The following is a 13423-nucleotide window of genomic DNA, read 5'->3' as shown; positions in this document are numbered from 1 at the left end:
TGGTGCCGCGGGCCCGAATGCGGGTTGCTGGGGGGAGTGCTAGTAGGCGCCGCGGCGGGCGAGGACGGCGGCCGGGGTGCGCAGCAGGATGCGGATGTCGTTCATCAGCGACGGGTGCATCACATAGGCGACATCGAGCGCCACGCGCTGGGCGTAGGAGGTGTCGCTGCGGCCGCTCACCTGCCAGGGGCCGGTGATGCCCGGGCGCACCGCCAGGTAGTGCTGCGCGGCCTGGCCGTAATAGGCCGCCAGTTCCGCCGCCTGCACGGGGCGGGGGCCGACCAGGCTCATGTCGCCGCGCAGCACGTTGATGATCTGCGGCAGTTCATCCAGGGAGGAGGCGCGGAGGAAGCGGCCCACCCAGGTGACGCGGGGGTCGTTCTTCAGCTTGCGGGTCGATTCCCATTCCGCCCGGGCGATCGGGTCGCGCTCCACCAGCGCCGCCAGCCGGCGATCGGCATCCGCGACCATCGAGCGGAACTTGAGGCAGCCGAACAGGCGCCCGCCGCGGCCCACGCGTTCATGGGCGTAGAAGACCTTGCCGCCATCCATCTTCACCAGGATGGCGAGGATGAGGAAGACGGGCAGGGTGACGAGGAGCAGCGCACCCGCGCCAAGGATATCGAGCGCCCGCTTCGCCACCAGCCGGCGGACCTCCGCCGGGGCAGCGGAGTCGGCTTCCGTCCGCGCCTGGCCGGGCATGCCGGGGGCGAAGATCGGGTGCGACAGCGCGGATCGCTTCGTCTCGGGCTCGGGCGTGAGCGTCTGGACGGCTTCCAGGCCAGGCATGAGGTCCTCGTGGTGCGGCGGGGGGGCCGCTTCAGGGTTGAGTGGGTCCGATCCGGGACCTTTCCGGCCGCTGGGCGAGGCGATCGGGCCTCGATTGGCGGGCGGATCGATCGTCAGGACCGCTCCTTCGACGGTAAGGGTTAGCCTTACTGACGGGCGGGTTTGAGACGCGGTTGGGGCGAGATTGTGGCGGCGCGGCAATCTGGCGGGGAGTCATTGAAATTTCGCTCCTCGCGCGCTTTTCGGGGGCACTTCATGGCGGGCCGTGCCACAGTTTCGCCATGAGCCAGTACCCGCAGACGATGGAGGGCCGAAGAGGCCCGGTACCCAGCCCGCCGAGGCCTGTTCGCTTCGAGCCCTGGCGCCCGCTGGCGAGGCCGGAACAGGGCACCCCGGCACGGGGGATCGCGATTGCGGTCCTGGCCTCCGCGCTGTTCTGGGCCGGGCTCGCCAGCCTCCTCTAGCAAGGTTCGGGGCTGGCAGCGTAAGGGCCTTGGCGTTTGCGCCCCGAGGCGCGCACCCGAGGAATCGCCGCCCTGAAGTCGTCCCCTGCCGCCGAAGGCCCGGAAACGGCCGCCGCCTACCTCGCGGCGCTGGCCATCGGCCTCGTCCTGGCCTTCACCGTCTTCCCGCTGGATTTCCTGTTCCCCACCGCGGGGCTGCCCTGGCGGCCGGCGGGGGATGCGGCGCAGCACATGGTGGCGCAGCGCTACCTCCTCGCCGATGCCTGGCGCTGGCCGCCGACGACGGTGGCGACGCTGAACACGCAGGAAGGTGGGCTCAACACCGTCTTCGCCGATTCGATCCCGCTGCTGGCGCTGGCGCTGAAGCTGCTGCGCGGATGGCTGCCGGAGGGGTTCCACGGCGTCGGCCTGTTCTACGGGCTGGCCTGGGTGGCGCAGCCGGTCGCGGCGGTCTGGGCGCTGCGCGGCGCGGGGGAGACGCGGATCCTGCCCCCCATCGGCGTGGCGCTGGCGGCGGCGTCCATGCCCGCCTTCATCGGGCGATTCGGCCATGCGGCGCTGTGCGGGCATTTCCTTCTGCTGCTCGGCCTGGGCTTCTACCTGCGGCTGGTCAGGCGGCCGACGGTGGGGCGCTGGGTCGGCGCCGGCGCGTTGCAGGTCGCGGCGCTGCTGGTGCACCCCTACCTCGCCGCCATGACGCTGGCGCTGCTGGGCGCGGTTCCGGCGACGCGGCTGCTGCGGGGGGAGGCCTTCATCGGCCCGGGCCTGGCCGTGGGCGTGGCGCTGGGGGCGGTGGTCGGCGTGATGGCGGGGTTCGGCTATCTCGGCGCGCAGGGGGATGGCGGCTACGGCATGTTCGCCATGAACCTCCTCTCCCCGGTCTGGCCGGCGGGGTCCTGGCTGTCCGGCTGGCCCTGGTCCCCGCAGCTCGACGCGACGGGGCATGGGGGGTGGGAGGGCTACAACTGGCTGGGCTTCGGGCTGCTCGGCGCCTTCCTCCTCGGCGTTCTGGCCGCGCCGCGCGCGGCCTGGAAGCTGCTGCGCAAGCATGCCGGCCTTGCCGTGGTGATGGCCGGGCTGACGGCGCTGGCGGTGACGCATCGCGTCGGATTCGGGGCGGAGATCGTGCTGGACCTCGGCCCCGCGCCCGGACCGCTGGAACAGTTCCGGGCCTCCGGCCGCTTCTTCTGGCCGGTCGGCTACGCGCTGCTGGTTGGCGCCATGGTGCTGCTGGCCAAGGCGGGGCGTGCCGGGCCGGTGCTGTGCCTGGTGGCGGGGCTGGTGCAACTGGCCGATGCGGCGCCGCTTCGCCGCGCGATCACCGACTGGGCGGGCGCCAGGCCGGCCTGGGACATCGATGCCCCCGCCCTGCGGGACGCCTTCGCCGATGCGCGGTCGCTGACACTGCTGCCGTCCTGGCCCTGCGTCGATCACGCGACGGGGGGCGAGACCTTCGGCCTGCTGCTGGAAACGCTCGCCCTGGCGTCGGAACGGGCGCTGCCGGCCAGCACCATGTATGTGGCGCGCTGGCGCACGCCGCCTGCCTGCCGCGACCGGGCCCTGGCCGCGGCGCCGCTGGCGGATGGCGAGGTCCGGGTGATCCTGCCCGCCGCGCTGCCCACGCTGCTGCCCCTGGTGCCCGATGGCGCTTTGCGCTGCGGGCCGGTGGGTCAGCTCGTCGTCTGTCGCTGATCCGGTGATTCGCTCGGCGCGTGGCGTTCGACGATGTAGAGGGGGCGGCCCTTCGTCTCATTGAAGACGCGGCCGAGATACTCCCCGATGATGCCGAGCGTCATCAGCTGCACGCCGCCCAGGAACAGCACCACCGCCATCAGGCTGGGATAGCCCGCGACCGGGTTGCCGAAGAGGATGGTGCGGATGATGAGCTGGAGGCCGTAGATGCCCGCGACGATGGCGGTGAACAGGCCGAGATAGGTGGCGACCTTCAGCGGCCCGACGGTGAAGGCGGTGATACCCTCCAGCGACAGGTTCCAGAGCCGCCAGTAGTTCCACTTCGTCTCCCCCGCCGCGCGCGGCGCGCGGTCATACAGCACGGGGGTGGAGGGGAAGCCGACCCAGGCGAAGAGGCCCTTCATGAAGCGGTGCTGTTCCCGCAGCGACAGCAGCGCATCCAGCGCGCGGCGGCTGATCAGGCGGAAATCGCCGGTATCGGCGGGCAGCTCCACCTTGCCACCGACCTTCTGCATCACCCGGTAGAAGGCCTTGGCCGTCGCCTTCTTCAGCCAGGTCTCGCCTTCCCGCGCCCGGCGCCTTGCATAGGCGACGTCGAAGCCCTGGCGCCAGGCGGCGACGAGGTCCGGGATCACCTCCGGCGGGTCCTGCAGATCGGCATCGATGACGATGACCGCGTCCGTCGCGGCGGCGTGGTCGAGCCCCGCGGTCAGCGCGATCTCCTTGCCGAAATTGCGGCTGAGATTGACCAGCGCGACGCGGGGGTCGGCGGCCTTCAGCCCCTCCATGATCGTCAGCGTGCGGTCCCGGCTGCCGTCATTCACATAGACGACCTCCCAGGGCAGGCCGATCGCCTCCATCACCGGGGCGAGCCGGGCGTGGAAGCTGGGCAGGACCTCCTGCTCATTATAGGCGGGCACCACGACCGAGAGGACGGGGCGCGCCTCTGCGGGCCGGATCGGGGCGGGGGCCGGGCCGGGGGCGGCGGCCAGGGGAGGGCGGGCGGCGAGTTGCGTGGACATGCGCACTGAATCCTTCCGCCATGCGGCAGTTCCACGGCGATCTGCGGGCAGGGTGGCGGCAGGTCAATGTTTGCATGCGGCCGGAGCGGCTTTTCGCGCGGCGTGAGGGGCTGCCGTTGACGGCGGGCGGCGCTGCCGCGACGATTCGGACCGATGCCCAGCCCCCCATCGCCCGCCACCATTCGTGACCTGCTGTCCTACCGGATCCATCGGCTGGCCAATGCGCTGAGCCGGGGGGCGGCGCTGCGCTACCGGCAGGAATTCGGCGTCAGCCTGATGGAATGGCGCATCCTGGCCCTGCTGGGCGGCTTCGCGCCGCTGACGCTGCGCGACCTGGCGCGGGAGAGTGGCCTCGACAAGGCGCAGGCCAGCCGGGCGGTGAAGGCGCTGGTCGAGCGCGGCCTGGTGGAACGCGAATCGGGCGCCACCGATGCGCGGGAGGTCGCCCTGCGTCTGTCGCCGGAGGGCAAGCGCGTGGAACAGGGGCTGATGCAGGCGGCACGGGAACGGGAGGCCGCCTTCCGGGCCTCCCTGCCGGCGGGAAGCCTGGCAACGCTGGAGGAGGCGATCCGCCTGCTGACGGCGGAGGCGCGACGCCAGGCCGCGCTGGTGGAGCAGGGCGCGGATCAGCGGCCGCGCGAGCCCGGCTGACTGGGGAGGCCCCAGCAGGGCTGGACGGCGCGCGCGGCACCGGCCCTGATGGCGGGCGCGATGACGCGGGAGGAATTGCATGGAATTCGTCGATCTGAGCCGGGAGATCTTCCACCGGACACAGACCCACCCCTCCCACCCGCCGGTGGTGATGACGGTCTGGAACGACCACGGGGAGAAGAAGGTGGCGGGGAAGACCACCTTCAGCAGCAAGGCGATGTCCCTGGCGATGAGCGACCATGCCGGCACGCATGTGGACGCGCCGGTGCATTTCGACCCGCGCCCTGGCGCGGCCTCGATCGACCAGGTGCCGCTGGAGAAGTTCTACACCCCGGGCATCTGCCTCGACCTGTCCCATGTGGCCCTGAAGCACGCCATCACGGTGGCGGAGATGGAGGCGGCGCTGGAAGCGAGCGGGCAGGAGATCCGCCCGGGCGACACGGTGCTGATCCATATGGGGGTGAATGCCAGGCTGCTCGGCAAGCCCGGCTATCTGCACGATTTCCCCGGCCTGGCGCTGGAGAGCGTGCATTGGCTGGCCGACCGCGGCATCGGCATGTTCGGGGTGGAGGCGATCAGCCCGGCGCCGGAGGGTGAACCCAACTTCCTGGCCCATATGGCCTGCGCGGAACGCGGCATCACCCATATCGAATGCCTGTTCAACCTGGAGGCACTGGTGGGGCGCGGGCGGTTCCGCTTCGTGGCGTTCCCGCTGAAGATCCGGGGCGGGACGGCGAGCCCGATCAGGGCGGTGGCGATCTTCGAATAGGATGGGGCGACGCCGGGGGGCGCTGCCCCCCGGCACCCCCCGCCAGGGTCCGGGGGGACCCTGGACCGCCGGGTTTGGGGTCTACCGGCTGCAGGCGGCGCCGCCGAGCACGCAGAACCTGGCGCAATGCGGGTGGTTGAGGGCGACCGGCCGCGCGGCTTCCGCCAGGGTGGCGCCCAGTTCGAACTGGGGGTCGTAGGGCAGCAGGGTGCAGGCGACGACCGCCGGCGCGGCGGCGCCGCGGCGCTTCACCACCATGCGCGATGACGCGCACATCAGGCTGTCCGGCGATTTGCGCAGGATGCCCCAGCAGGCTTCCGTGATCTCCGGCACGTCCAGGCGGGCATCCATCTCCGGGAACAGCATCAGCGCGACGGGGTCCGCGGCATCGACCGGGATGGCGTGGGCGGCGAAGAGCTGCGCGAAGCCGGCGCGCATCGCGGCTTCGTCCTGGCCGCCGAAGCTGGCGCGGCCGGCGACGTTCAGGCGGAAACCTTCGCGGGCGAGCCAGGCCAGGCCCTCCATCGTCTTCGCGAAGCTGCCCTCGCCACGCTCGGCGTCGTGATGCACGGCGTCGAAATGATCCAGGCTGACGCGGAGCGTCAGGCGATCCGTCCCGAAGCGGTCGCGCAATTCCAGCAGCGCCGGGGCGTAGCGGCGCATCGGCTGCATGGCGTTGGTGAGGACCAGGGCACGCAGCCCCGGGCGGGCCAGCACATCGGCCAGCATCGGCACCATCGCCGGGTTCATGAAGGGCTCGCCGCCGGTGAAGCCGATCTCCTCCAGCGGCAGGCCATCGGCCTCGGCCTCATCCAGGAAGGTCGTGACATCGGCGGCCGAGAGGTAGGAGAGCGCATCGTTGCGCGGGCTGCTTTCGATGTAGCAGCCCTGGCAGGTGATGTTGCAGAGGGTGCCGGTGTTGAACCAGAGGGTGCGCAGCCCCGTCATGGCCACGGTGGCGCGGCGTTCGCCCTTCAGCGTGATGGCGGCATCCTGGAACTTGCCGGGCAGGAGGGGCTTCGGCAGGGCGATGGACAAGGCAGTTCTCTCCGCACGGCTGTCGCGAAGATAGGGCTTCGCCGGGAATAGGGGAGGGGTTACGCCGCCTGCCGCGCCTGCGCGTACCACCAGCGGATCAGGCGGCGTTCGAGGGCAACGAAGCCGCGGTTGAGCGTGTAGCCGAGGGCGGCCAGCAGCAGGATAACGCCATACATCTCCGGCGCCCGTCCGGCGAATTGCATCAGGACGAGATAGCTGCCGATGCCCTGTTCGCCCGCGATCATTTCCGCCACCACCGTCACGACCAGGGCGAGGGCGAGGGCCACGCGAAAGCCGGCGAGGATGGCCGGCAGGGCCGCGGGCAGGATGATGAAGGCGGCGCGGCGCAGCGGACCGATGCCGAAGGTGCGGCCCATGGCGATGGAATCGGGCTCCACCGCCTGCACGCCTTGCAGGGTGTTCGTCAGGACGGGGAAGAAGACCGTCAGCGCCACCACCGTGATCTTCATGGGGTCGTCGAGGCCGAGGAAGAGGACCAGCGGCGGGATGACGGCGGGCACGGGGATGGGGCGCAGCAGTTCCACCACCAGCCCGAACAGCCGGGCGGTGAGGGGGATGAGGGCGAAGGCGAGGCCGGTCAGCACGCCCGCGAGGCCGCCCGCCGCCAGACCGGCGGCCATCCGCCAGAGGGAGCCGCCGATGCGGGCGGGCAATTCGCCTGTCGCCATGTCGGCGGCCAACGCCGCCAGCACCTGGCTCAGCGCGGGCCAGTTGGGCGACTCCACCCAGCCGAGCCGGGCGGAGGCCTCCCACAGCGCGAGCAGGCCGAGGATGAGCCAGGTGCCGGAGGTGATCTTCATCAGCCGCGGGCGGTGCGGAAGATGAGGGACGCGCTGGCGGGGTAGCGGCCGCCGAGGCCGTAGCGCGTCATGGTCGCGACGATCTCATCCAGCTCCGCCGGGGTGACCGCCTTGGGGTAGGCGGGCAGCGCGGTGTTCTGCAGGCGCGCGAGGGGGACGCGGGAGAAGGCCGAGATCAGTTCCAGCAGCGCCGGCTGGCCCTGGCGTTCGTTCACCCAGTCCACGCCCTTGTGCAGCGCGCGGCCGAAACGGTCGAACAATTCGCCGTTGCGGGCCAGGTCATCGGCCATGGCGACGTATTGCGCGTTGGTGCCGCCAGGCGCCGTCTCGCTCATCGGCCAGCCGATGCGCTCCAGCCGGTCGCCATGGGTTTCGAGGGCGGCGGCGACGAAGGGCTCGGAGAAGATCGCGGCATCGACCTGGCCGCCGGCCAGGGCATCGGCCATCTGGGGGAAGGGGACTTCGACGGTGGTGACGCGGCGCCAGTCTCCGCCGGTCTTCTCCACCCAGGCCATGCCGCGCAGCCAGACGATGTTGTTGCGGGTGTTGGAGGCCAGGCGCTTGCCCTCCAGGTCCCGCCCGCTGGCGATGCCGCTGCCCTTGCGCACCAGCAGCGCCAGGATGTCCGGCGGGCTGGACTTGGCGCGGGAGGCGCCGGAGACGAAGCGGAAATCGAGACCCTCCCGCACGCCGAGCATGATGGAGACGACGTTGGAGAAGACGACACGGAACTGGCCAGCGACGAGCCCCGGCAGGCCGGTGGCGCCGCCGGCGGTGGTGGAGGTGTCGATCTCGATCCCCTCCGCCGCGAAATAGCCTTCGCGGATGGCGGCGTGCAGCGGCGCGACGTCCAGCACGGGGATGACGCTGACGCGCATGCGGGTGAGGGCGCCCTGCGCGAAGGCAGGTGCCGCGAGCGGTGTCGCGAGCGCGGCGGCGAGGGCGGTGCGGCGAGTGAGGCTCATGCGGGTTCTCCTGTTCAGCGGCGCTGCCAATGCAGCGCGCGACGTTCGGCGAGGACGAAAAGCCAGTTCAGCGCGAGGCCCAGCACGGCGAGGATCACCAGCCAGGCATACATGTCGCGCACGCGGAAACTCCGCTGCATGTCGAGGATGAGGAAGCCGAGGCCGCCCTCCCCGGCCAGCATCTCCGACAGCACGGCCAGCACCATCGCGAGGCCGAGGCTGATGCGCATGCCGGCCAGGACCAGCGGCAGGGCTGCGGGCAGGACCAGGTGCAGCAGGGTGTGGCGTGCGGGCCAGCCATGGGTGCGCGCGGCATCCAGCATCACGCGGTCCACACCGCGCACGCCCTGCAAGGTGTTCACCAGCACGGGGAAGGTGACGACGAGCGCGACGGAGGTGACCTTCATGGTGAAGCCGATGCCGAGGAAGAGCATCAGCGGCGGCACCAGCGCGGATTTCGGAATCGGGCGGATGAGTTCCACCAGCGGCTCCAGCAGCCGAAACACCGCGGGCCACCACCCCATGGCCAGGCCGGCTGCGATGCCGATGGCGCTGCCGATGGCGAAGCCGGTGAAGACCAGGCGCAGCGTCTGCATCATCGGCGCCCACACATCGCCGGCCTCCAGCAGGTCCCACAGCCGCAGTGCGATGGTGCTGGGCGCGGGCATCAGCGCGCGCCGGATGAGGCCGGCATCGACGGCCCATTCAAGGCCCAGCAGCAGCGCGGCCAGCACCAGCAGGCCCGGTAGCGGCGAGAGCAGCCGTTCAACCCGCATGGCGCGCCAGCAGCTTGTCCAGCAGATGGTGGCGCAGCTCGAGAAAACGCGGATGCTCCCTCGTCGCGATGGGGTCGCGTGGGCGGGGGAGGGCGACCTTGATCTCCTCCGCCACCGTGGTCGGGCGGTTCGTCAGCACGACGATTCGGTCGGCGAGCTGGATCGCCTCCTCCACATCATGCGTCACGAGCATGATGGTCAGGCGGCGGCGGGACCAGATGTCGAGGACCAGCGATTGCAGGTCGAGCCGCGTCAGCGCGTCCACTGCGCTGAAGGGCTCGTCCATCAGCAGCATCGCGGGTCCCGCGGCCAAAGCGCGGGCGATGGCGACGCGCTGCTGCATGCCGCCCGACAACTGCCAGGGGAAGTGGTCGCCGAAGCCATCGAGGCCGACCTGTTTCAAAGGTTCCTCGGCGGCCTCACGCGCGCGGCGGCGGCCGAGGCGGTGTTCGGTGGCGAAGGCGACATTGTCCCGCACGCTGCGCCAGGGCAGCAGGGAACGGCTGTATTGCTGGAAGACATAGACGGCTTCGGGCGGCGGCGCGGTGACGGCGCGGCCGGCCAGGCGCACGCTGCCGCTGGTGGCGGGCAGAAGCCCTGCCGCCATCTGCAACAAGGTGGATTTGCCGCATCCCGAAGGGCCCAGCACCGCGAGGAACTCGCCCTCCTCCACGGAAAGCGAGACGCGATCCATCACGCGCGCCGGCTTGCCGCCGCGCGTGGGGTATTCCTTCGTGACCTCATCCAGTTCCAGGAACCGCATCGTTTCTTCCGATCAGGGAAAGCCGTGCGGCGTTTTCCGCCCTCAGAACAATTCGAAGTATTCCCGCTGTTCCCATTCCGAGACCTCGGCCTCGAACCGGGCGATCTCCGCGCGCTTGAGGCGGAGGTAGTAGTTGATGAAGGCATCGCCGAAGGATTCGCGCGCGACGGTGCTGGCCTCCAGCGCCGCCAGCGCCTCCGCCAGGTTGCGCGGCAGGGGGGCGGCCTGGGTTTCGTAGGGGGTGTCGGCGGGCGGGCCGGGGTCCGCCTGCGTCGCGATGCCGTGCAGGCCGAAGGCGAGTTGCGAGGCCATGTAGAGATAGGGGTTGGCCGCGGGTTCGCCGACGCGGTTCTCGATCCGCGTGGCGGCATCGCCGGGCGTGCCGAGGGCGCGGAGCATGACGCCGCGATTGTCGATGCCCCAGATGGCGCGGTCCGGCGCCAGGCTGTTGGGGCGGTAGCGGCGGTAGCCGTTCAGCGTCGGCGTCGCGAAGGCGGCCGCCGCGCGGGCTTCCGCGAGCAGGCCGCCGAGGAAGTGCTTCGCCGTCGGTGACAGCAGGCCGTTGCCATCGGTCGCGAAGACGTTGCGGCCGGTGGCGCGGGATTTCAGGGATTGGTGCAGGTGCCAGCCGCTGCTCATCACGTTGGGGATGCGCGGGCGGCACATGAAGGTGGCGTGGTAGCCGTGGCGGCGCGCCACCTGCTTAACCGCGGAGCGGAACAGGATCATCAAATCCGCGCTGGCCAGCGCATCCTGTGCGGCGAAGGTGAACTCCACCTGGCTCGGGCCGAACTCGACCTCCATGGAGCGCAGCGGCAGGCCGAGGGCCTGGATTTCCTTGCGCAGGATTTCCAGCGCGGGGTCGAGCTGGTCGTAGCGAAGCTCGGTCAGGTAGTTGTAGCCCTGCGTCAGCAGGGAGACATCGGGCGGCGTGCCGGGCTGGCCGGAATCCTCCGGCGCCATGCGGGGATTCGTCACGCGGAACAGGTGGAATTCGACCTCGAGGCCCGTGACGTAGTCGAAGCCCAGCGCCTCCGCCTTCGCGATCTGCTGCTTCAGGAGATGGCGGGTGGAGAAGGGGACCACGCGGCCATCGGGGTAGTAGGCCTCGCACTGCATCCAGCCGGTATGGGGCGCCCAGGGCAGGCGGCGGAAGCTGGCGGGGTCCGGGATCAGCAGCGCGTCGGCGGCGCCTTCGAGTGCACGTTCGCCAAGGCCGCCGCCGGCGCTCCACACCGGGAAGACGGTGCGGTGCGACGTGTCCTTCAGCAGCAGCGTCGTCGTCATCGCGACGCCGGATTCGAGGGCGCGCGCGACCTCGCTGGCCACGATCGTCTTGCCGCGCAGGATACCGTGCTGGTCGGGCCAGGCCAGGCGCACCACCTCGATGCCGTCTTCCGCGATGCGGTCGAGGACTTCCGCGCGGGCTTCGGCCGAATGCAGGCCGTGGGTCTCGCAAAAGCTCATTCGGCGGCGAGGGCGGGCGGTGCCCAGGGGGCGGCGCCGCGGCGGCGTTCCACGGCCTGGCGCCAATGGGTTTCCCAATTCGCGGCAGGGGCCATGGTGTCGATGGTGCCGGGGCCCGTCAGGTCCGCCGTCGCGTCCTCCTGGAGCAGCGCGGGGCGCTTGCCTTCCTCGACGGCCGCCATGGCGCGCATCAGCAGGCGGCGATTGGCGGCGATGGCCTTGTCGCTGCTGGCCAGCGTCTCCCGCGTGCGGTCCTGGATGGCGCCCTGCGATTCGACGGCCCATTGGTCGTGGACGTTGATATCCTCGCCCATGCCTGTGTAGGTCTTGCTGGCCTGCTCCTCGGCATCGAAGCCGTAGTCGTTCTGGCGGCCCTTCTTCGGCAGGTAGTCGGGGAGCGAGTAGTTCTCCAGACGCTGCGCGCGCATGCGGGCGCGGTCCACGGGGCCGGCGAAGCTGGTGAAGATGGCGATCCAGTAGCAGCGCGTGTCATCCACCGGCATGTGCCACTGGGTGATGGTCATCTCCGCACTCATCGGGATGACGAAGGCCTGGGGGAAGAACAAATTCGTGACGCGCACATGCGTCGTCGCATCGTTGATGGACCGCAGCGCGGTGACGCGCAGGCCGTATGGGGTGTTGTCCACCTCGATCCGCGGGCGCGGGAATTCGCGCAGCACATAGGTCATCGGCAAATCCGATCCGTCGCTGGTGGCGCGGAACTGCTTGCCATAGCTCTCCTTCTCGTCCCCATCATCGAAGAAGCGATGCAGGAAGCTGGCATGGGCGGGGTCGATGCCGACCTCCAGCGCCTGCAGCCAGTTGCACTCGATCAGGCCCTTGAAGGCGAAGGTGTGGGTGTCCGGCGCCGCGAAGCAGTCGAAGGCGGGGAAGGGGGGCGCCGCACCCTCGCCGAGATAGGCGAAGACGATGCCGCTGCGGATTTCGACCGGGTAGCTGCGCTGCTTGATGCGGGTGCAGAGCGTGCTGCCCTCGGGCTCCGCCGGCGTCTCCAGGCATTTCCCCGTCACGTCGAAAAGCCAGCCATGGAAGGGGCAACGCAGCCCGCCATCCTCCAGCCGCCCGAAGGCCAGGTCGGCGTTGCGGTGCGGGCAGTCCCGGTCCAGCAGGCCGATGCGGCCTGCCTCGTCCCGGAACAGCACGAAATCCTGGCCGAGCGCACGGACGGGGCGCACGGGGCGCCTGCCCTCCAGCTCATCCACCAGTGCGATGGGCTGCCAGTAGTGGCGCAGAACCTTCCCGCCCGGGGTGCCAGGGCCGACCCGGGTCAGCCGTTCATTCTGCTCCGCACTGATCACGGGCGTGACTCCTGGACAGGTGTTCACTGACCGAACGCTTGTGCGATGATAGAGCGCGCCCGGACGAACCGGCAAGACAGAGTTGGAGGGCCCATGCCCCGGATCGGGGAGGAACATGCCGCGCGGCGGCGGGAGGCCGGCCATGGCGCCGATTTCCTGGAGGCGCTGGCACGCGGCCTGGCCGTGCTGCAGGCCTTCGGGCCGGAGCGCCGGCAGATGACGCTGGCGGAGGTCGCGCGGGCCGTTGACCTTCCCCGCGCCACCGTGCGGCGCGCGCTGCACACGCTGGTGGTGCTCGGCCATGTGGAAAGCGACGGAAGGCTGTTCCGGCTGACACCGCGGGTGCTGCGCCTGGCGGCGGGCTACCTGGGCGCCAGCGGCGTCTCCACCGTGCTGCAACCGCTGTGCGAGCGCCTGGCGGCGGAGGCGGGCGGGCCCTGTTCGGCGGCGGTGTTGGATGGCGCGGAGATCGTCTTCGTGGCCTATGGGCGGCCGCGGCTGATGCTGAACGTCTCCACCATGGTCGGCAGCCGGCTGCCGGCCTTCTGCACGGCGCTCGGCCGCGTGCTGCTGGCGCATCTGCCGGAAGCGGAGAGTGCGGCCGCGCTGCGCCCCTTCCCGGTGACGCCGCGGACGGAGACGGATCCGGCGCGGCTGCAGGACCTGGTGGCGGCCGCGCGGGCGGAGGGCCATGCGCTGGTGGAGCAGGAGGCGGAACTGGGCTTCCGGTCGCTGGCCGTGCCGCTGCCGCGGCAGGATGGGCGGGTGGTGGCCGCGCTCAATATCGGCATGCCGATGGAGGGCGAGACAGGGGAGGCGTTCCGCGCGCGCTGGCTGCCGCGCCTCCTGCAGGAGGCGGCGGAGGCATCGCCGCTGCTGCTGTGAGG

The 13423-nt window shown here is 70.8% G+C and carries 13 protein-coding genes; 4 read left to right on the top strand and 9 right to left on the bottom strand.

The features are described from left to right. Positions 1–39: 39 nt before the first annotated feature. Positions 40–789 (bottom strand): sugar transferase, encoded by a 750-nt coding sequence (locus tag BM041_RS09660; protein ID WP_092958760.1) that lies wholly within the window; start codon positions 787–789, stop codon positions 40–42. A gap of 500 nt (positions 790–1289) precedes the next feature. Between BM041_RS09660 and BM041_RS09655 the strand changes: the two genes are divergently transcribed. Next, the gene (locus BM041_RS09655) at positions 1290–2945 is read left to right on the top strand and encodes a DUF6311 domain-containing protein (RefSeq protein ID WP_092958758.1); all 1656 of its coding nucleotides are present in this window, start codon (positions 1290–1292) and stop codon (positions 2943–2945) included. Here the strand turns inward: BM041_RS09655 and BM041_RS09650 are convergent. Beyond that, on the bottom strand, positions 2924–3967 hold the full coding sequence (locus tag BM041_RS09650; protein ID WP_092958756.1) for a glycosyltransferase family 2 protein: 1044 nt from the start codon (positions 3965–3967) through the stop codon (positions 2924–2926). The two genes, BM041_RS09655 and BM041_RS09650, sit on opposite strands and share 22 nt — an antisense overlap. A gap of 153 nt (positions 3968–4120) precedes the next feature. On the opposite strand from BM041_RS09650, the gene BM041_RS09645 reads away from it, so the two are divergent. Together BM041_RS09645 and BM041_RS09640 are read left to right on the top strand one after the other, a co-directional pair. Further along, positions 4121–4618, top strand: a complete 498-nt coding sequence (locus tag BM041_RS09645; protein WP_092958754.1) for a MarR family winged helix-turn-helix transcriptional regulator — start codon at positions 4121–4123, stop codon at positions 4616–4618. 79 nt (positions 4619–4697) lie between these two features. After that, the gene (locus BM041_RS09640; RefSeq protein WP_092958752.1) at positions 4698–5387 is read left to right on the top strand and encodes a cyclase family protein; all 690 of its coding nucleotides are present in this window, start codon (positions 4698–4700) and stop codon (positions 5385–5387) included. Positions 5388–5468: 81 nt separating this feature from the next. Here the strand turns inward: BM041_RS09640 and BM041_RS09635 are convergent, their stop codons facing one another. From BM041_RS09635 to BM041_RS09605, 7 genes are read right to left on the bottom strand one after another with little or no spacing between them, the layout of a single operon-like run. After that, positions 5469–6425 (bottom strand): radical SAM protein, encoded by a 957-nt coding sequence (locus tag BM041_RS09635; protein ID WP_245761996.1) that lies wholly within the window; start codon positions 6423–6425, stop codon positions 5469–5471. A 59-nt stretch (positions 6426–6484) separates the two neighbouring features. Next, positions 6485–7246 (bottom strand): ABC transporter permease, encoded by a 762-nt coding sequence (locus BM041_RS09630; protein WP_092958750.1) that lies wholly within the window; start codon positions 7244–7246, stop codon positions 6485–6487. Next, positions 7246–8211, bottom strand: a complete 966-nt coding sequence (locus tag BM041_RS09625) for an ABC transporter substrate-binding protein (RefSeq protein WP_092958748.1) — start codon at positions 8209–8211, stop codon at positions 7246–7248. Before BM041_RS09625 ends, BM041_RS09630 begins: the two co-directional genes overlap by 1 nt. Positions 8212–8225: 14 nt before the next feature. After that, a complete protein-coding gene (locus tag BM041_RS09620; protein ID WP_092958746.1) occupies positions 8226–8987 on the bottom strand; it encodes an ABC transporter permease in 762 nt (253 codons plus the stop codon). After that, entirely contained in the window at positions 8977–9750 is a 774-nt protein-coding gene (locus BM041_RS09615) for an ABC transporter ATP-binding protein (protein WP_092958744.1), read from the bottom strand. The genes BM041_RS09620 and BM041_RS09615 overlap by 11 nt, the downstream gene beginning before the upstream one ends. Before the next feature lie 42 nt (positions 9751–9792). Further along, positions 9793–11217, bottom strand: coding sequence for a glutamine synthetase family protein (locus BM041_RS09610; protein ID WP_092959033.1), 1425 nt, complete (start codon positions 11215–11217; stop codon positions 9793–9795). Further along, on the bottom strand, positions 11214–12536 hold the full coding sequence (locus BM041_RS09605) for an aromatic ring-hydroxylating dioxygenase subunit alpha (protein WP_092958742.1): 1323 nt from the start codon (positions 12534–12536) through the stop codon (positions 11214–11216). The genes BM041_RS09610 and BM041_RS09605 overlap by 4 nt, the downstream gene beginning before the upstream one ends. A 93-nt stretch (positions 12537–12629) precedes the next feature. On the opposite strand from BM041_RS09605, the gene BM041_RS09600 reads away from it, so the two are divergent. Beyond that, entirely contained in the window at positions 12630–13421 is a 792-nt protein-coding gene (locus BM041_RS09600) for an IclR family transcriptional regulator domain-containing protein (RefSeq protein ID WP_092958740.1), read from the top strand. Positions 13422–13423: the final 2 nt, after the last annotated feature.

The organism is Falsiroseomonas stagni DSM 19981, assembly GCF_900114315.1.
Taxonomy (GTDB): domain Bacteria; phylum Pseudomonadota; class Alphaproteobacteria; order Acetobacterales; family Acetobacteraceae; genus Falsiroseomonas; species Falsiroseomonas stagni.
This window is presented reverse-complemented; position numbering and strand designations above follow the sequence as displayed.